The sequence below is a fragment of the Cupriavidus basilensis genome (assembly GCF_000832305.1).
Lineage (GTDB): Bacteria > Pseudomonadota > Gammaproteobacteria > Burkholderiales > Burkholderiaceae > Cupriavidus > Cupriavidus basilensis_F.
Genome location: NZ_CP010536.1, coordinates 122624 through 139339, shown reverse-complemented (window position 1 = coordinate 139339; position 16716 = coordinate 122624). Strand labels below are relative to the sequence as shown.

Genomic DNA, 16716 nt, shown 5'->3' with positions numbered 1-16716 from the left:
GTTCTCTCAAGCAAGAGTTGTACCGCCCCCGGCGGCACACCCCGGATAGCGGCCGGCGGCGGCCGCCCTTGCATGGCAACATGCCCAGACTACCGCAGCATTACATGGCGCCCGCCTGTTTTGCCTTCAGTCCCTGCTCGATCAGCGAGCGCAGCTTGGCCAGCGCCCCGGGGTCGCCGTGCGCGGCGGCGCGGGCGTACCAGATCTTGGCCTGCTCGATGTCCTTCTCGACCACGCCGGGCTCGCCACGCTCGTAGTAGCTGGCAACGATGTACTGGGCACCGCCGTCGCCCGCCGTGGCGGCGCGCGTATACCACTCGAAGGCCTTGCCGTAGTCCCGCGCGAGGCCACGCCCGGTGAAGTAATTGGTCGCCAGTTCCACCTGGGCCTGCACATGGCCGCCTTCGGCCGCGCGGCGGTACCACTGGTTGGCGGACTCCAGCGAGCGCGGCACCAGTTCGCCGTGCTCGTACATCTCGCCAAAGGTGAACTGGGCCTGCGTCATATCGTTCTCGGCCGCGCGGTGCAGCCAGATCAGCGCCTCCTGCTGGCGCACCGGCGTGCCCTCGCCGCGCAGCAGCATCATGGCGTAGTTGTACTGCGCGAGCCGGTTGCCTTGCTGGGCCGCCTTGGCGAAATCCCGCAAGGCTGAATCGAAGGCGCCGGCGTCGTAGGCGGTCACCGCCTGGCGCGTGAGTTCCTGCGCCGGCGCCGGGGGCTGGCGCGCGGCCTGGGCGTGCTGGAAGGCAAACAGGCACAGGGCAAGCAGCGCGGCAATGGCGGCGGCGCGCAATCGCGAAGGAAAGCGAACAGGAAAGCAGGCAGGAAAGCGACGGACAAGCGGCATGGCAGGCTCCAGGCAGGGCACGCGCTGACTCCAAGTCTACAAGTGTAGGACTCCGAAGCCAGCAGGTGCAGTCGGAAGCGGCCGGCCTAACCTTACGGTTGGCGCCACCAGTTCTGCGCTGGTTGCGCAGGCGCGGGTACGCTGCTGGGCAGCGCTTGCGCCTGCGCCAGCAAGGCCTCGGCCTGCGTGTGCAGCCTGGACAGGCAACGCGCCAGCACCCGAGCCTCCTCCGGATCCAGGCAGGCAGCCAGGCGGGCGTTGAAGGCCTGGGCCTGCGCAAAGGCAAGCTGGTAGACCGCCTCGCCCTGCTCGCTCAGGGCAAACGCCGCCGCCCGCTTGTCCTGCTCGCGCGTGGCGCGCTGCACCAGCCCGCGCGCCATCAGGGCGTGCACGGCGCGGCTTGCCAGCACCTTGTCCAGCCCGGCGCTTTGCGCCAGCTCCGTCAGGCGCGTGCCCGGCTGCTCGCCGAGGAAGGCCAGCATGCGCCACTCGCGCCGGCTCACCCCGGCCGCGGCGCGCAGGTGATGCCCGCTGGCTTGCAGGGCAACGCGGGTCAGGTGATAGAGGCGGTAATTGAGGAAGTCCGCCAGACTGGCGGGATGCTGCAGCGTTTCGCCGGCGTCCCGCTCCCGGCCCGCCTGTGCCTGCGCCTGCTCGCCCGCCTGGTTGCCGTTCATGCCGCACCCGCAAATTTAGTTGATTTTGTCAATTATATGGCCGGGTGTTAGCGTCTGTGCCGCTGCATGAGAACCGGCGGGCCGCGTGCCAGGCGCATCCGCCGGGGTACGGCCGGGCAGCCATGCGCCCAGGAACGAAACGCGCGCATCCATGCGCGAAATCCTTCTTTGGCGCCCGCGTCCCATATCGATAAATTGGCCGGCTTCCCGCCGATGCCGAACCAACAGGAGAACCCGTGAAACCCGCCAAACTGCTGCGCGCGCTAGTCCCCACCCTCGCCACCATGACCGCACTGGCCGCCGTGTGCCTGGCCAGCGCGCCGGCCAGCGCCCAGAACGACCGCCCGCTGCGCATCCTGGTGGGCTACCCCGCCGGCGGCACCGCCGACTTGGCCGCCCGCCTCATCGGCGACAAGCTGCGCGAGGAACTCAAGCAAACCGTGGTCATCGAGAACAAGCCCGGCGCGGGCGGCCGCCTGGTCATGGACTATGCGCGCACCCTGCCCGCCGACGGCAACACGCTGGTGGTCGCCAACTCCGCGGTGATGACCATCGCCCCGCTGACCTACCGCAAGCTGAACTACGACATCCAGCGCGATTTCGTGCCGGTGGCGCAAACCGCCAACTTCCAGCTGGCCCTGGCCACCGGCCCCGGCGCGCCGGCCAAGACGCTGAAGGAGTACATCGAGTGGCTCAAGGCCAGCCCGGCCAAGAACAATTCCTACGCCTCGCCAGCGCTAGGCAGCATTCCTCACTTCTTTGGCTTGCTGATCGGCAAGCAGGTGGGCGTGGAGATGCTGCACGTGCCATTCAACGGCTCGGCACCGTTGATGAATGCGCTGGTGGGCGGGCAGGTGCCGGCCTCGGTCGATACGCTCGCCGATCTCACCGAGATGCATCGCGCGGGCAAGATCCGCGTCCTGGCGAGCTCAGGGACGCAGCGCTCGGTGGCATTGCCGGATGTGCCCACGTTTACCGAGCTTGGCTACAAGGACATCGAAGGGCTTGGCCGCTACGGGTTCCTCGCGCCGGCCGGCGTGCCGAGGGCAACGATCGACCGGCTGAATGCAGCGATCGTGCATGCGGTGCAGTCGGCGGATCTGAAGGAGCGGTTCCTGAAGCTGGGGCTGGAGCCGCAAACCGGGAGCGCGGAGCAGTTCGGCAAGGTGCTGGCGGCGGATGCCGGGCGGTGGGGACCCGTGGTCAAGGCCTCTGGCTATACCGGAGACTAAAAACACCACGTCACATTCCATCACATTTATTCATTTCATGAATGTTATTTTTTACATGGATTGAATAAGAAAAAATTTACATCACGTTATTTATAAAATTGATGCCGATCAGGTCAGCGGCCCGACCGGCATCGACAAAGCCATGCCCACCAGAAACACCCTCTTCATCATGTGCGACCAGCTGCGCCAGGACCACCTGGCGTGCTACGGCCACCCCACGCTGCGCACAAGGCACATCGACGCCCTGGCCGCACGCGGCGTGCGCTTCACCAAGGCGTTCGTCACCTCCGGCGTTTGCGGCCCGAGCCGCATGAGCTTCTATACCGGGCGCTACCCCAGCAGCCACGGCGCCACCTGGAACCGCGTGCCGCTGTCCGTTGGCGAAGTCACGCTGGGCGAATACCTGAAGGACAGCCACCGTGCGCTGGCGCTGGCCGGCAAGACGCACGTGATGCCCGACAATGCCAACATGAAGCGTCTGCATCTCGACGGCGGCAGCGAGCTGGAAACGCTGCTGCGCAGCGGGCACTTTGTCGAAGTCGACCGCCATGACGGCCACCACGCCGAGCCGCACAGCGCTTATGCCGAGTGGCTGCGCAAGCAAGGCTACGACAGCGCCGACCCGTGGACGGACTACGTGATCAGCGCCGAGAATGCGCAGGGCGAGATCGTGTCGGGCTGGCAGATGCGCAATGCCGGCCTGCCTGCGCGCGTGGCGCAAGCACATTCGGAGACGGCTTATACGGTAGGCCAGGCAATGCAGTACATCGCCGCGCGCGGCGACGACCCGTGGGTGTTGCACCTGTCGCTGGTCAAGCCGCACTGGCCCTATATGGCGCCCGCGCCCTACCATGCGGCCTACGCGCTGGACGACTGCCTGCCGCTCAAGCGCCACGAGGCGGAGCTGGACAACCCGCATCCGGTGCTCGACGCGTACCGCACGCAGGAAGAATGCGCCAACTTCATGCGCAGCGAAGTCTCGGACACGGTGCGTCCCGCCTATCAAGGCCTGGTGCAGCAGATCGACGATCGCCTGGGCGAGTTGTGGGAACAACTGGAGCGCCTGGGCCGCTGGGAAGACACGTTGATCGTGTTCACGGCGGACCACGGCGACTTCCTGGGCGACCACTGGCTCGGCGAGAAGGAGCAGTTCTACGACACCGTGCAGAACATCCCGCTGATTGTCTACGACCCCTCGGCCGAGGCCGACGCCACCCGCGGCAGCGCGGACGCGCGCATGGTCTCGGCCGTGGACGTGGTGCCGACCGTGCTGGACGCGCTGGGCCTGCCGCCGGCCGACCATCGCGTGGAAGGCCGCTCGCTGCTCGATCTCACGCGCGGGCGCGGCAATGGCCAGTGGCGCGATTTCGTGGTGTCGGAGCTGGACTACGCGTATCGCGGCGCGCGGATCGCGCTGGGCCGGCAGCCGGGCGAGTGCCGGGCGTGGATGGTGCGCAATGCGCGCTGGAAGTATGTGCACTGGCAGGGTTTCCGCCCGCAGCTGTTCGACCTGGAGCGCGACCCCGACGAGTTCTTCGACCTGGGCGAGGATGCCGGCCACGAAGCCATCCGCTCGGCGATGCGGCTGCACCTGTTGGAATGGTTCTGCATGCTCAAGCCGCGCACGACGGTGAGCAACGACGAAGTCGCGGCCAAGACCAATGTTTACAAGCAGGCGGGTGTGTTTTTTGGCGTTTGGTGAGGTGGCTTGAATCGTGGCACGACGCGCTGGAGATAGCGCCGGGGATAGCGCCCGGGGGTAAAGATTCCTGCCGGTCTGGCCGTAATACCGCTTAAGCCACCCTGGGCACTAGTGCCCAGGGTAACGGCCAGAAGTGGTGGAGCCCGGGCTGACGCCGCCTGAATCTTGTCAGGCAAGCATGGCGCGTCCTCGCCACGATCATTGAACGCAACCGCTGCAAGGTTTTGAAATGGGCAATTTGGTCCTGCTCGAGGATGAGGTCGAACTGCGCGAGGAAATAGCGGCTTTCCTGCAAAAGCGCGGCTGGAAGGTCAGCCAGGCCGGCAGCCTGGCGCAATTCCTGCCGCTGGCCGCGCAGGCGGATATCGCCGTCATCGACGTCATGCTTCCCGATGGCACGGGTTTCGATGCGGCCAGCCGCCTGCGCAAGGAGCGCCCCGGCTGCGGCATCGTCATGCTCACGGCCCGCGGGGAAACACAGGACAAGCTACACGGCCTGAACGGCGGCGCGGACCACTATCTCGTCAAGCCGGTCAAGCTGCTCGAATTCGACGCCATCCTGCGCGCCTTGAGCCGCCGCGTCGTCTCCAACTGGTGGCTCGACCGGCAGGCCAGCACGCTGGTGGCGCCGGCGGGAGCCCGCCTGGCGGTCTCGTCCAACGAGAGCAAGCTGCTCGAAATGCTGGCGCTCCATCCCACCCAGCCCGTCGATCGCCGCCAGATCGCCGAAGGCTTCGGCTTTGACTGGCTGAGCTACGACGAGCGCCGGCTGGAGACCATGGTCAGCCGCCTGCGGCAACGCTGGCGCAGCGAATCGGGCAGCGAATTGCCGCTCAAGACCGCCCACCGCAAGGGCTATACGTTCGCCGCGCCCATCGCGCTGGCCTGAGCCTGCACGCCCTGCGGCGCCGACGGCAGAAAGATCGTGGCGCGGCAGCCCTGCCCGGGCGCACTATCCAGGGTCAAGGTGCCACCCTGCATTTCCACCATGCGCCGGGCCAGCGACAGGCCAAGCCCGGTCCCCGGTTTCTGGCCGGCATTCTGGCCGCGATAAAAGCGCTCGAATACGCGCGGCAGGTCCGTCGCCTCGATGCCGGGACCGTTGTCCTGCACTTCCAGCTCCACGCCTTCGGCCACCTCCCGGCCCCGCAAGACCACCCGGCAGCCCGCGGGCGTGTACTTCACCGCGTTGTCGGCCAGCGTGCGCAATGCCAGCCGCAGCAGGCTGGCGTCGCACGGGAAGGTTTCTGGCAAGCGCTCCCCGTCCACCTCCAGCCGGTGCCCCTCCGACAGCAGTTGCGCTGCCGCCGCGGCGTCCTCCAGCAAGTCCGCCAGGCGGGTGGGTGACGGCCGGGAGCCATGCCGCAGCAATTCGAAGCCATCCTCATGCAGCGAGTCATTGAGCAGCATGGTCAGGCGTTGCGTGGCGCGCAGGATCTTCTGGTACCGGGCCGAGGTCTGCGGGTCATCGTGGGCATCGTCCAGGTCCAGGTTCTGCGCCGTGGCATCGATCACCGCCAGCGGCGTGCGCAGTTCATGCGAGACCGTGGACAGGAATTGCCGCTGCTCCTCCTGCGCGCGCCGCTCCAGCGACAGCGACGCCTCCACCTGCGCCATGGCGCTCCTGAGCGCCTGGGTGCGCAAGGCGACCTTGACCTCCAGGTCGCGCTCGGCCTGGCGGGCCACGCGCAAGGCTTCGGCCTGGGCGGCCTCCTTTTCGGCGCGCATGTCGGTGTAGCGCCAGCTGATGGCGGAATTCATGATGAGCAGGAACGCCATCATGCCCAGGTAGTTGGCGTTGTCGACGAACGGGCCGGGATCGATCGCGCCGACGTTGCGCGCCAGGCGCAACACGGTGCCGCCGAAGAGCAGAACCAGGACGAACAAAAGCACACGCGCGGCCTTTTGGCCGCGCCAGGTCATCACCGCGGAAGCGATCAGCAGTATGCCCATGGTGATGAGGCCCCAGAGCAGCGCCAGTGGTCGTATCCACCAAACGTTGCCCAGCAGCAGGCAGGGCGTCATGACCAGCGCCACGCCCCAGGCCAGCAGCGAAAAGCCGATCGCCCAACGCCGCCATGGCGACTCGTACAGGCCCAGGTAGTGCGCCGTGAACAAGGTGCCAAGCGGCGTGGCGAAAAACCAGCTCACCACGTAGACGGCATCGCTCGTCAGCGGCCATCCAGGCAGGAGATACTGATACGTGAAGCCCTCGGCGGACAGCGAGGTGAACAAATTGGCCAGTACAGTCAGGCTGAACAGGCCAAAGGAAAGATTACGCGTTACCCAGTAAAACCAGACGCTGGTAATCAGCAAGACCAGGTGCGCTGCGTAGAACAAGCCAAACAGAAGCAGCTCGGTGCCGATAAAGGAAATGAACGCTTCCGGCGACCACGCCACCAGCGGAAAGCTCATCGTGCTGGTACTGCGCACGCGCAGATACAGCGTGACCGGCTTGTCCACCGGCAAGTCGAGCTGAAACACCGGATTGCGGTAATCCACGTCGCGCCCCGCCACCGGCCGCCTGTCGCCGGACACCCTCTGCGCGTATCCCCCGGCCGCTAGCGGCTCGAACAGCGTGACGTCGTCCAGCAGCGCCGAGCGCAGCTCCAGCAACCATACCGGCGCGGCTTGCTCGGGGCGCGTCAGGGTAATGCGCAGCCAGACGGCCCCCTTCACGTAGCCAAGGGCGGGAGGAGAGTGCTGGGGCTGGAAGGCCGCCGCGAACTCGGGCCGCGATAGCTGCTCGATGGTCAGCACATCCTGCGGATCGCGCAGCAGCTCCCAATGCTCGCCCAGAGAGACCTCTCCCGCCGGCGGCAGACGCATTTCCGCCCATGCGGCGCTGTGGCCGAGCCAGCACAAGAGAACGATCCAGAATAGCCGAAGCATGGTCCCTTCAAGTCGCGTTTCGCGGGAAAGGCCATGACTATATCCGAGCAAGGACCGGGCTTTTTCGCTTTGCCCGGCAATGTCAGGACTTGTCAGTTTTTCGGTGATGCCATTGGAGATGGATCTGCGCAGATAAAGGCACTCGACATCGCCACCGGCGCCACTTGAGCCGACCACCTGACTACCCATCGCCCCATTGGCCGGCACCCTGTTGCCGGCCGATGGCATCACCCCACGAACCGATATCCCACCCCCACCTCCGTCATCAGGTGCAAGGGTTGCGCGGGATCGGCTTCCAGCTTGTGCCGCAGGTGCCCCATGTACACCCGTAGGTAGTGGCTGCTCTCCGAGTGCGCCGGCCCCCAGACTTCACGCAGCAGTTCGCGATGCGTCATGACCTTGCCGCGATGCGCGATCAGCACGGCGAGCAGGCGATACTCGATCGGCGTCAGGTGCACATCCTGCCCGGCGCGGGTGACCACGCGGTTAGCCAGGTCGATCTGCACCTCGCCAAAGCCGATCTGCGGCGTGCCTTGCGGATTGGTCCTGGCGTGGCGGCGCAGCAGCACGCGCACACGCGCGATCAGCTCGCCCACGCCGAAGGGCTTGGTCAGGTAGTCGTCCGCGCCAGCGTCCAGCGCGGCGATCTTGTCGTCCTCGCCGGAACGCGCCGATAGCACCAGCACCGGCACTTCGGTCCAGGTACGCATCTCGCGGATCAGCGTCATGCCATCGCCATCGGGCAGGCCCAGGTCGAGGATCACCACGTCGGGCTGGCGCGTGCCGGCATCGATCAGGCCGCGCTTGAGCGTCTCGGCTTCATGCACGGCGCAGCCTTCTGCCTGCAGCGCCTCGCGCACGAAGCGCCGGATATGCGGCTCGTCTTCGACCAGCAAGACAGTTGGCGAAAATTCAAATCCCATTTCAGCTGGACTCCTTGTTTGCGGCATCGTGCGCAACCGGCACGCCGCCGTTGCCGTGCGCGGCTAGCAGCGCCGATTCAAGTGCCTCGGGCGGCTCGGGCTCGATCGCAGGCGGATTGCCGCGCGGCAGCGCCACGACAAAACGTGCACCGGTGTGGTCCGCATTCACGCTCTCCACCCAGATGCGCCCGCCGTGCGCCTGCACGATGGCCTCGCACACGGCCAGCCCGAGGCCAACGCCCGCGGTCGCGGACTCGCGCTCGCCGCGCGTGAATTTCTGGAAGATCGAGAGCTCTTGCCCGCGCGGCACGCCGGGGCCATCGTCCGCCACCGCGAGCCGCACCTCCGTTTCAGCCACTTCGCCGGAGATGCGGATGCCGGTGCCCGGCGGCGTGTACTTGGCAGCGTTCTCCAGCAGGTTGCACAGCACGCGCTCCATCAGCACCGCATCGCACTCCACCAGCGGCAGCGCCGATAGATCCGCGACCGACACGCGGTGCCGCGACAACGCATCACGCATGCCGGCAAGCGCCGCGCCCACCAGCTCTTCGAGCGACTGCCACTCCTTTTGCATGCGCACGTCACGGCTTTGCAGCCGCGCCATGTCGAGCAGGTTGACCACCATGGTGCGCATGCGCAGCGCTTGCTCGCGCATGGCATCGACAGTTTCCGACAGCGACGCAGGCAGCGGCGGCTCGGTGCGCTGCATGGTCTCGGCCATGCCGATCAGGCTGGTCAGCGGCGTGCGCAGATCATGCGAGACGGCGGCCAGCAGCGAGCTGCGCAGGCGCTCCGACTCCATCGACACCAGCGCCTGCTGCGCGACCTCCACGTAATGCAGCCGCTCGATGGCGATGGCGATCAGCGTGGCGAACACGTCGATCTGGCGGCGCCGCTCTGGCCGCGCGAAGGCGCGCCACTTCTGCGGCTCCACCGCGAGCACGCCGCGCGTCTGCATCGGCGCCTTGAGCGGCAGGTAGAGCACGGTGCTGCCCGGCAGCGTATGCGTGCCGGTGCCGGCGGGCTGGCCGTGATCGAACACCCATTGCGCCAGCACGGGATCGATCGCGTCATTGCCACGCTGCGTGGGGTCGATCACCGGCGGCAACAACCGCCCCTTGGGCGAGACAAGGAAGAATGCCGAACGCGCGCCAAGCGCGGCTTGCAGGAAGCGGCTGCTGATGTCGATGATCTGCTCGGGCATCAAGGCAGCGGACAACTCGCGCGCCAGCTCATACAGGGTGCGCGCATCGGTCTCGCGCTCCACCGACACCTGGGCCTGCTCGCGCAGCCCGGCGGTAAGCTGGCCGATCACCAGGCCCACCGTCAGCAACACCGCGAACGTCACGAGGTACTGCACGTCGCTCACCGCGAAGGACATGCGCGGCGGCACGAAGAAAAAGTCGAAGGCCGCCACCGACAGCACCGAGGCCAGCGCAGCGGGGCCTCGGCCGTGGCGCAGCGCCACGCCGACCACGGCCGCGAGGAACAACATCGCGATATTGACCAGGTCGAACCACGGCCGCGTCAGCGCCGACAACAAGCTGGCGCCCCCGCACCATGCGACCGCCCACAGGTAGTCGATGCGGTGCGCCACCACGCTGCTGTCGTCGTTGGGCGCCGGATCCTCGCGCACGTCGGCGCGCCCGCCAGCCGGTTGCGCGCGGCCGCGCGTATCAGCGCCCATGGCGTCGGCGGCCACGCGGATCACGTCGATCTCCGGGCAGCCGAGCGCCAGCGAATCGGCAAAGCTGTGGCGCCCGAACAGCCAGGCGCGCGCGCCCAGGAACGGCGACAGGCCGAGTGCCAGCAACGCCCGGCCGCGCGCCAGGAGGCTGCCGCCGCTGCGGCGCCAGTTGCCGGGGGCCCGCCCGACCACCACCTTGGTGAGGTTGTGGCGCCGCACATATCCCGCCACCGCCTGCACGATATCGCTGCCGGCCAGCGTCTCGGTGCGCGCGCCCAGCTCTTCGGCCAGCCGCATCGCCTCCTCGATATTCGCGCGCTCGTGCCCGCCAAGCGGCGCCAGGCGCGGCGTGGCCACCGTGACCACATGCCAGTCGCAGTCGAGCTGCCCGGCCAGCCGGCGCGCGCTCTTGACCACCTGCGCGGCATCGTCGCCGGTGCCGATGCACGCGAGCACCGCCTCGCGCGTGCGCCATACCGGCCGGATGGATTCGGCATGGCGGTATGCGCGCACGTCGTCGTCGACGCGGTCGGCGGTGCGGCGCAGCGCCAGCTCGCGCAGCGCGATCAGGTTGCCCTTGCGGAAAAAATTGGTGGCCGCGGTGCGCGCCTGCTCCGGCAGGTAGACCTTGCCGTCGCGCAGGCGCCGCAGCAATTCGTCGGCGGGCAGGTCCACCAGGATGACTTCGTCGGCGTCATCGAAGACCGTGTCGGGTACCGTCTCCCACACACGGATGCCGGTGATGCCGCCCACCGCCTCGTTGAGGCTGTCCAGGTGCTGGACGTTGACGGTGGTCCACACATCGATGCCGGCCGAGAGCAGTTCCTCGATGTCCTGCCAGCGCTTGGGGTGGCGGCTGCCGGACGCGTTGGAATGCGCCAGCTCGTCGACCAGGATCAGCGCCGGGCGCCGGGCCAGCGCGCCGTCCAGGTCGAACTCCTGCAGCACGCGGTCGTCGAGCTTGTGATGCGGCATGGCCTTCATCGGCAGCCGCTCCAGCCCCGCGATCAGCGCCTCGGTCTCGGCGCGGCCATGGGTCTCCACCACGCCGATCACGACATCGCTGCCTTGCTCGCGCAGCGCCCGGGCCGCGGTCAGCATGGCGAAGGTCTTGCCCACGCCCGCGGAGGCGCCGAAATACACCCGCAGCTTGCCCCGCGCGGCGCGCTCGCCCTCCTGCTGCATGCGTTGCAGCAAGGCGTCGGGATCGGGCCGGCCGGGGGCGTCGCGCTGGGCGGTGTCAGGCATGGTGGGGTTCATTGCCCGGGAGGTGGATGGATGAAAACGATTGTGCCACGCTTAAGGTCAAACACCGGCACGAATAACGCATTGCGGGGGCGGGACGAAGCCGCCGAACGGGCCAAGACCACGAGCTACGACGACGGCTGTCTCTCCCTCTCCCCTCATGGGGAGAGGGCCGGGGAGAGGGGCGGTTTGACTAGGAGCCACTTGAAGCGAAGCCCGTGGTTTTTTCCGGCACGACGGCGTAACGATCGCCCGCCCTCTCCCCCACCCCTCTCCCGCCATGCGGGAGAGGGGAGCAAACCAGTGGCTACATGGCAAGGCAGTGGCGCACACCCTCACCGCTTCTCGGCATCCAGCGCCAGGTTCAGCTGGAGCACATTCACCACCGGATCCCCCATCACCGCGAGCAGCGGCTTTTCCGTGTTGGCCGCAACCAGCGCCTCCACGCGCTCCAGCGGCAAGCCGCGCAACCGGGCCACGCGCGGCGCCTGGTACTGCGCGGCTGCCGGGCTGATCTGCGGATCGAGGCCACTGCCGGAAGCCGTGACCAGATCCACCGGCACGGGCGCCTTGTTGCCGGGGTCCGCCTCGCGCAGCGCGTCGATACGGGCGCGCGCGGCATCGGTCAGGGCCGGGTTGCTCGGGCCGAGATTGGAGCCGGCGGAAGCCGCCGCGTTGTAAGGCATGGGCGCGGTGGCCGACAAGCGGCCCCAGAAATACTTCGGATCCGAGAACGGCTGGCCGATCAGTTCCGAGCCGATGACCCGGCCGTCCTTGACGATCAGCGAGCCGGCCGCTTCATGCGGGAACACGGCGCGCGAGATGCCGGTGATCACGCCGGGGTACAGCAGGCCGGTAACGGCCGACAGCACGACGAAGATCGTCAGCATGGGGCGCAGCAGGCCACCCTGGATGGGCGTGGCGGGCTGGGCGGGTTGGACTTGCGTATTCATGAATGGCTCCGTTTATGTTCAGCGCGCTCGATGGGTGCAATGCGTTCGATGCGGCGCTCAGACCCAGCCGAACAGGGTCAGGATCATGTCGATCACCTTGATGCCGACAAAGGGCACCAGGATGCCGCCGAGGCCGTACACCAGCAGGTTGCGCCGCAGCAGGATGGCCGCGCCGAGCGGCCGGTACACCACGCCGCGCAGCGCCAGCGGGATCAGCACCACGATGATCAGCGCGTTGAAGATCACCGCCGATAAGATAGCCGAGGCCGGCGTGGACAAGCCCATCACATTGAGCTGGTTGAGCTGCGGGTACGTGGTGGCGAACGCTGCCGGGATGATGGCGAAATACTTCGCCACATCATTGGCCACGCTGAAGGTGGTAAGCGAGCCGCGCGTCATCAGCATCTGCTTGCCGATCTCGACGATTTCGATCAGCTTGGTCGGATTGCTGTCGAGGTCGACCATGTTGCCGGCTTCTTTCGCCGCCTGCGTGCCGCTGTTCATCGCCACCGCCACGTCGGCCTGCGCCAGCGCCGGCGCGTCGTTGGTGCCGTCGCCGGTCATCGCCACCAGGCGGCCTTCGGCCTGGTAGTCGCGGATCAGCTTGAGCTTGGCTTCGGGTGTGGCTTCGGCCAGGAAGTCATCGACGCCGGCCTCCGCTGCGATCGACGCGGCGGTGAGGCGGTTGTCACCGGTGATCATCACCGTCTTGATGCCCATCTTGCGCAGTTCGCCGAAACGCTCGCGAATGCCGGCCTTGACGATGTCCTTGAGTTCCACCACGCCAAGCACGCGCACGGTCTCGCCATTGCCATCGGTGCTGGACTCCGCCACCACCAGCGGCGTGCTGCCGGCGCGGGCCACGTCGTCCACGGCCTGCATCACGGCGTCGGGGAACTTGCCGGCGCGCTCGGTCACGTACTTGCGCACGGCATCGGCGGCGCCCTTGCGCACGCTGCGCCCGCCGGCATCCACGCCGCTCATGCGGGTCTGCGCGGTGAACGGCACGAAGATCGGGCGCAGCGCGCTGATATCGGGCGTGGCGGCGCCGGCCTGCTGGCGCGCCAGCGTGACGATGCTGCGGCCTTCCGGCGTTTCATCGGCCAGCGATGACAGCCAGGCGGCTTCGGCCAGTTGCTGCGCCGACACGCCAGGCGCGGCGATAAAGCGTGAAGCCTGGCGGTTGCCGTGCGTGATGGTGCCGGTCTTGTCGAGCAGCAGTACGTCCACGTCGCCAGCGGCTTCCACCGCGCGGCCCGAGGTGGCGATCACGTTGGCTTCCATCATGCGGCTCATGCCGGCCACGCCGATGGCCGACAGCAGCCCGCCGATGGTGGTCGGGATCAGGCACACCAGCAGCGCGATCAGCACGGTGATGGTGACGGGCATGCCGGCCTTGGCGACGAACACGCTGTACACCGAGAACGGCTGCAGCGTGGCCGTGGCCAGCAGCAGCACGATGGTCAGGCCCACCAGCAGGATGGTCAGCGCCAGTTCGTTCGGCGTCTTCTGGCGCTTGGCGCCTTCCACCATGGTGATCATGCGGTCAATGAAGCTCTCGCCCGGATTGGTGGTGATGCGCACCACGATCCAGTCGGACAGCACGCGCGTGCCGCCGGTGACCGAAGAAAAGTCACCGCCGGACTCGCGGATCACGGGAGCCGATTCGCCGGTAATGGCGCTCTCGTCCACCGAGGCCACGCCTTCGATCACGTCCCCGTCGCCGGGCACCATGTCGCCCGCCTCGACCAGCACCACGTCGCCACGGCGCAGCGCGGCAGCGCCGCGCGCCTCGGTGGCGCCGGCGGCGCGGTAGTCGCGCCGGCCTTCCTTGACCAGCTTGGCGGTGACGGTGGTCTTGAGCCCGCGCAGCGCTTCGGCTTGCTGCTTGCTGCGGCCCTCGGCCAGCGCTTCGGCAAAGTTGGCGAAGAGCACGGTGAACCACAGCCACACCGACACGGCCAGGATAAACCCGGCGCTCTCGCCGCCCGCCGTGGCGGGCGAGAACAGCGCGCGGAAGAACAGGATCGTGGTCAGGATGCTGCCCACATAGACCACGAACATCACCGGGTTGCGCAACTGGTCGCGCGGCGAGAGCTTCTTCACCGAATCGAGCAGGGCCGGCTTGACGAGCTCGGGCGCGAACATGCCACCGCGCGGGCGATGATGGCCGCCGCTCTTTTGCGCGGCCAGGGCCGGCGTGACCACGCTGGTGGCCGGGGTAGTGTTTGCCGGTGCCGCGCCGGCGTTCTTGCTGCGCGTCACCATGGATTCTTGTTGCATGCGTTTCTCCATTACTTGCTAGCCGCCGAGACCACCGGCGCCTGCAGCTGCTCTGCCACCGGGCCCAGCGCCAGCGCCGGGATATAGGTGAGCGCGCCCACCATCAGCACCGAGCCGACCAGCAGCACCACGAACAGCGGGCCGTGCGTGGGCATGGTGCCGCCCGTCACCGGCAGCCTGCGCTTGGCCGCCAGCGATCCCGCCATGGCCAGGATCGGCACGATGATCCAGAAGCGGCCGAACCACATCGCCGCGGCCAGCAGCACGTTGTAGAAGGGCGTGTTGGCCGACAGGCCGGCGAAGGCGCTGCCGTTGTTGTTGGCGGCCGACGAAAGCGCGTAGAGGATCTCCGAGAAGCCGTGCGTGCCCGGGTTGAACACGCCCGCGCGGCCCGGCTCCACCATCACCGCCACGGCCGTGCCCAGCAGCACCAGCAGCGGCGTGACGAGGATCGCCACCGCGGTCATCTTCATCTCATAGGTCTCGATCTTCTTGCCCAGGTACTCCGGCGTGCGGCCGATCATCAGGCCCGCGATGAACACGGCGAGCACCGCATACACCAGCATGCCGTACAGGCCAGAGCCGACGCCGCCGAACACCACTTCGCCAAGCTGCATCAGCAGCATCGGCACCAGCCCGCCGATGGCGGTGAAGGAGTCGTGCATGGCGTTGACCGCGCCGCACGACGCCGCCGTGGTGATGGTGGCGAACAGCGCGGTGGCGGCGATGCCGAAGCGCGTTTCCTTGCCTTCCATATTGCCGCCCGCCTGCAGCGCGCTGGCCGCATGGTCGATCGGCAAACCCGCCAGCGCGGCGTTGGCCTGCTGCTCGGAGGCTGCGGCGACGCATGCCATCACGACGAAGATCACCGCCATCGACGCCAGGATCGCCACGCCCTGGCGGCGGTCCTTGACCATCTCGCCGAAGGTGAAGCACAGCGCCGCCGGGATCAGGAAGATGGCCAGCATCTCGATCAGGTTGGCAAGCTCGGTCGGGTTCTCGAACGGATGGGCCGAATTGGCGTTGAAGAAGCCACCGCCGTTGGTGCCGAGCATCTTGATGGCTTCCTGCGAAGCCACCGGGCCCATTGCCAGCGTCTGCTTGTCGGTCTTCATGGCCTCCATCACCGGCGCGCCCTTGGCGTCGAGCACGGGCTGCCCGGCTGCGTCCACCTTGGGCTGGCTGTATTCGACCGGCGTGACCAGGCTGACTTCCTTGTAGCTGTCGAAATTCTGGATCACGCCCTGGCTGACCAGCGCCAGCGCGATCGCAGCGGAAATCGGCACCAGCACATAGAGCGTGCAGCGCGTCATGTCGACCCAGAAGTTGCCGATGGTGGCCGCGCTCTGGCGCGCAAAGCCGCGGATCAGCGCGAACACCACCGCGATGCCGGTGGCCGCCGAGAAGAAGTTCTGCACCGTGAGCGCCAGCATCTGCGTGAGATAGCTCATGGTGGATTCGCCCGCATAGCCCTGCCAGTTGGTATTGGCGACGAAGCTCACGGCGGTGTTGAAGGCCGAGTCCGGCGACACCGCGCCGAAGCCTTGCGGGTTAAGCGGCAGCCAGGCCTGCATGCGCTGCAGCGCATAGACCACCACCACGCCCAGCATGTTGAAGGCGATGACCGCGATGGCATATTGCTTCCAGCCCATCTCGGCATTGGCGCGCACGCCCGCCACGCGATACAGCACGCGCTCAAGTGGGCGGCCCCAGGCCGTGGCGAGATAGCGGTCGTCTTCCATCGCGCGGCGGATATAACGCCCCACGAAGGGCGCGAGCGCCAGCAGGATGGCTAGATAGAGGACCAGTAGTCCCAGGAATTCGGTGGACATCAGAATTTCTCCGGCCGGAACAGGGCGATCAGGAGGTAGATAAAGACAGCAACGGCGAGCACGCCGCCCAGCAGGTCAGCCCAGTCCATCACAGCCTCCTGTCGGTGGCGCTGTCCTTGCGGCGCGCGTCGGCGGCGTCTGCGCCCGGCCCCTCGGCCGCTCCCGGCGGTTTGCCGCCGAGTGCGGCGCACAAGAGCAGCAATGCGCCGGTCAGCGCACCAAACAGCAACAAACCAATGAAATAGATCCCGTCCATGGCAACACACCGTGAGTGATTCACAGATGGCAGATTAGGGATCGAGCGGTAAAAACGGGGTAGAGAGGGACGGCGGGGGTGTAAAGAAGATATAAAAATCGCGTAAAAACGGTGCGAAAGCCCGTGGCGGCGCCCATCCCGCTTGCCGGGCATCGGCGCCCGCCAAAAAAAACCCCGCAGGCTGTTG

The 16716-nt window shown here is 67.3% G+C and carries 14 protein-coding genes; 4 read left to right on the top strand and 10 right to left on the bottom strand.

The window, feature by feature from the left end; all coding sequences use genetic code 11:
* Positions 1-100: 100 nt before the first annotated feature.
* Together RR42_RS00530 and RR42_RS00525 are read right to left on the bottom strand one after the other, a co-directional pair.
* On the bottom strand, positions 101-847 hold the full coding sequence (locus RR42_RS00530; protein ID WP_052494393.1) for a tetratricopeptide repeat protein: 747 nt from the start codon (positions 845-847) through the stop codon (positions 101-103).
* Positions 848-939: 92 nt separating this feature from the next.
* The gene (locus RR42_RS00525) at positions 940-1524 is read right to left on the bottom strand and encodes a MarR family winged helix-turn-helix transcriptional regulator (protein WP_052494392.1); all 585 of its coding nucleotides are present in this window, start codon (positions 1522-1524) and stop codon (positions 940-942) included.
* A gap of 284 nt (positions 1525-1808) precedes the next feature.
* Between RR42_RS00525 and RR42_RS00520 the strand changes: the two genes are divergently transcribed.
* From RR42_RS00520 to RR42_RS00510, 3 genes are all read left to right on the top strand, one after another.
* Positions 1809-2756 carry a Bug family tripartite tricarboxylate transporter substrate binding protein gene (locus RR42_RS00520; RefSeq protein ID WP_043351120.1) on the top strand — a complete coding sequence of 316 codons (948 nt, stop codon included), beginning with the start codon at positions 1809-1811 and terminating at the stop codon, positions 2754-2756.
* 142 nt (positions 2757-2898) lie between these two features.
* Positions 2899-4458 (top strand): sulfatase-like hydrolase/transferase, encoded by a 1560-nt coding sequence (locus RR42_RS00515; RefSeq protein ID WP_043342766.1) that lies wholly within the window; start codon positions 2899-2901, stop codon positions 4456-4458.
* Between the two features lie 229 nt (positions 4459-4687).
* Complete coding sequence (locus RR42_RS00510; RefSeq protein WP_043342764.1) at positions 4688-5347, top strand: response regulator transcription factor; 660 nt, start codon at positions 4688-4690, stop codon at positions 5345-5347.
* On the opposite strand, the gene RR42_RS00505 is transcribed toward RR42_RS00510, so the two are convergent.
* Positions 5314-7350, bottom strand: coding sequence for a sensor histidine kinase (locus RR42_RS00505; RefSeq protein ID WP_043342763.1), 2037 nt, complete (start codon positions 7348-7350; stop codon positions 5314-5316). The two genes, RR42_RS00510 and RR42_RS00505, sit on opposite strands and share 34 nt — an antisense overlap.
* A 33-nt stretch (positions 7351-7383) precedes the next feature.
* Here RR42_RS00505 and RR42_RS41425 point away from each other — a divergent pair, with 33 nt between their 5' ends.
* Entirely contained in the window at positions 7384-7518 is a 135-nt protein-coding gene (locus RR42_RS41425; protein ID WP_269083354.1) for a hypothetical protein, read from the top strand.
* Between the two features lie 59 nt (positions 7519-7577).
* Here the strand turns inward: RR42_RS41425 and kdpE are convergent, their stop codons facing one another.
* The 7 genes from kdpE to RR42_RS40680 form a co-directional block, all read right to left on the bottom strand.
* Positions 7578-8273, bottom strand: a complete 696-nt coding sequence (gene kdpE, locus RR42_RS00500; protein WP_043342762.1) for a two-component system response regulator KdpE — start codon at positions 8271-8273, stop codon at positions 7578-7580.
* A gap of 1 nt (position 8274) precedes the next feature.
* A complete protein-coding gene (locus RR42_RS00495; RefSeq protein ID WP_043351119.1) occupies positions 8275-11208 on the bottom strand; it encodes a sensor histidine kinase in 2934 nt (977 codons plus the stop codon).
* A gap of 332 nt (positions 11209-11540) precedes the next feature.
* On the bottom strand, positions 11541-12158 hold the full coding sequence (kdpC, locus tag RR42_RS00490; protein ID WP_043342761.1) for a potassium-transporting ATPase subunit KdpC: 618 nt from the start codon (positions 12156-12158) through the stop codon (positions 11541-11543).
* 57 nt (positions 12159-12215) lie between these two features.
* Positions 12216-14441, bottom strand: coding sequence for a potassium-transporting ATPase subunit KdpB (gene kdpB / locus RR42_RS00485; protein WP_043342758.1), 2226 nt, complete (start codon positions 14439-14441; stop codon positions 12216-12218).
* An 11-nt stretch (positions 14442-14452) separates the two neighbouring features.
* The gene (gene kdpA, locus RR42_RS00480; RefSeq protein ID WP_043342756.1) at positions 14453-16273 is read right to left on the bottom strand and encodes a potassium-transporting ATPase subunit KdpA; all 1821 of its coding nucleotides are present in this window, start codon (positions 16271-16273) and stop codon (positions 14453-14455) included.
* On the bottom strand, positions 16273-16362 hold the full coding sequence (gene kdpF, locus RR42_RS00475; protein ID WP_006164365.1) for a K(+)-transporting ATPase subunit F: 90 nt from the start codon (positions 16360-16362) through the stop codon (positions 16273-16275). The genes kdpA and kdpF overlap by 1 nt, the downstream gene beginning before the upstream one ends.
* Positions 16362-16529, bottom strand: coding sequence for a hypothetical protein (locus RR42_RS40680; RefSeq protein WP_173430665.1), 168 nt, complete (start codon positions 16527-16529; stop codon positions 16362-16364). Before RR42_RS40680 ends, kdpF begins: the two co-directional genes overlap by 1 nt.
* Between the last annotated feature and the right edge of the window lie 187 nt (positions 16530-16716).

Coding starts and splice junctions, on each gene's coding strand:
- RR42_RS00530 (WP_052494393.1), bottom strand. CDS start 847: ATGCCGCTTGTCCGTCGCTTTCCTGCCTGCTTTCCTGTTCGCTTTCCT.
- RR42_RS00525 (WP_052494392.1), bottom strand. CDS start 1,524: ATGAACGGCAACCAGGCGGGCGAGCAGGCGCAGGCACAGGCGGGCCGG.
- RR42_RS00520 (WP_043351120.1), top strand. CDS start 1,809: ATGACCGCACTGGCCGCCGTGTGCCTGGCCAGCGCGCCGGCCAGCGCC.
- RR42_RS00515 (WP_043342766.1), top strand. CDS start 2,899: ATGCCCACCAGAAACACCCTCTTCATCATGTGCGACCAGCTGCGCCAG.
- RR42_RS00510 (WP_043342764.1), top strand. CDS start 4,688: ATGGGCAATTTGGTCCTGCTCGAGGATGAGGTCGAACTGCGCGAGGAA.
- RR42_RS00505 (WP_043342763.1), bottom strand. CDS start 7,350: ATGCTTCGGCTATTCTGGATCGTTCTCTTGTGCTGGCTCGGCCACAGC.
- RR42_RS41425 (WP_269083354.1), top strand. CDS start 7,384: ATGACTATATCCGAGCAAGGACCGGGCTTTTTCGCTTTGCCCGGCAAT.
- kdpE (WP_043342762.1), bottom strand. CDS start 8,273: ATGGGATTTGAATTTTCGCCAACTGTCTTGCTGGTCGAAGACGAGCCG.
- RR42_RS00495 (WP_043351119.1), bottom strand. CDS start 11,208: ATGCCTGACACCGCCCAGCGCGACGCCCCCGGCCGGCCCGATCCCGAC.
- kdpC (WP_043342761.1), bottom strand. CDS start 12,158: ATGAATACGCAAGTCCAACCCGCCCAGCCCGCCACGCCCATCCAGGGT.
- kdpB (WP_043342758.1), bottom strand. CDS start 14,441: ATGCAACAAGAATCCATGGTGACGCGCAGCAAGAACGCCGGCGCGGCA.
- kdpA (WP_043342756.1), bottom strand. CDS start 16,273: ATGTCCACCGAATTCCTGGGACTACTGGTCCTCTATCTAGCCATCCTG.
- kdpF (WP_006164365.1), bottom strand. CDS start 16,362: ATGGACTGGGCTGACCTGCTGGGCGGCGTGCTCGCCGTTGCTGTCTTT.
- RR42_RS40680 (WP_173430665.1), bottom strand. CDS start 16,529: ATGGACGGGATCTATTTCATTGGTTTGTTGCTGTTTGGTGCGCTGACC.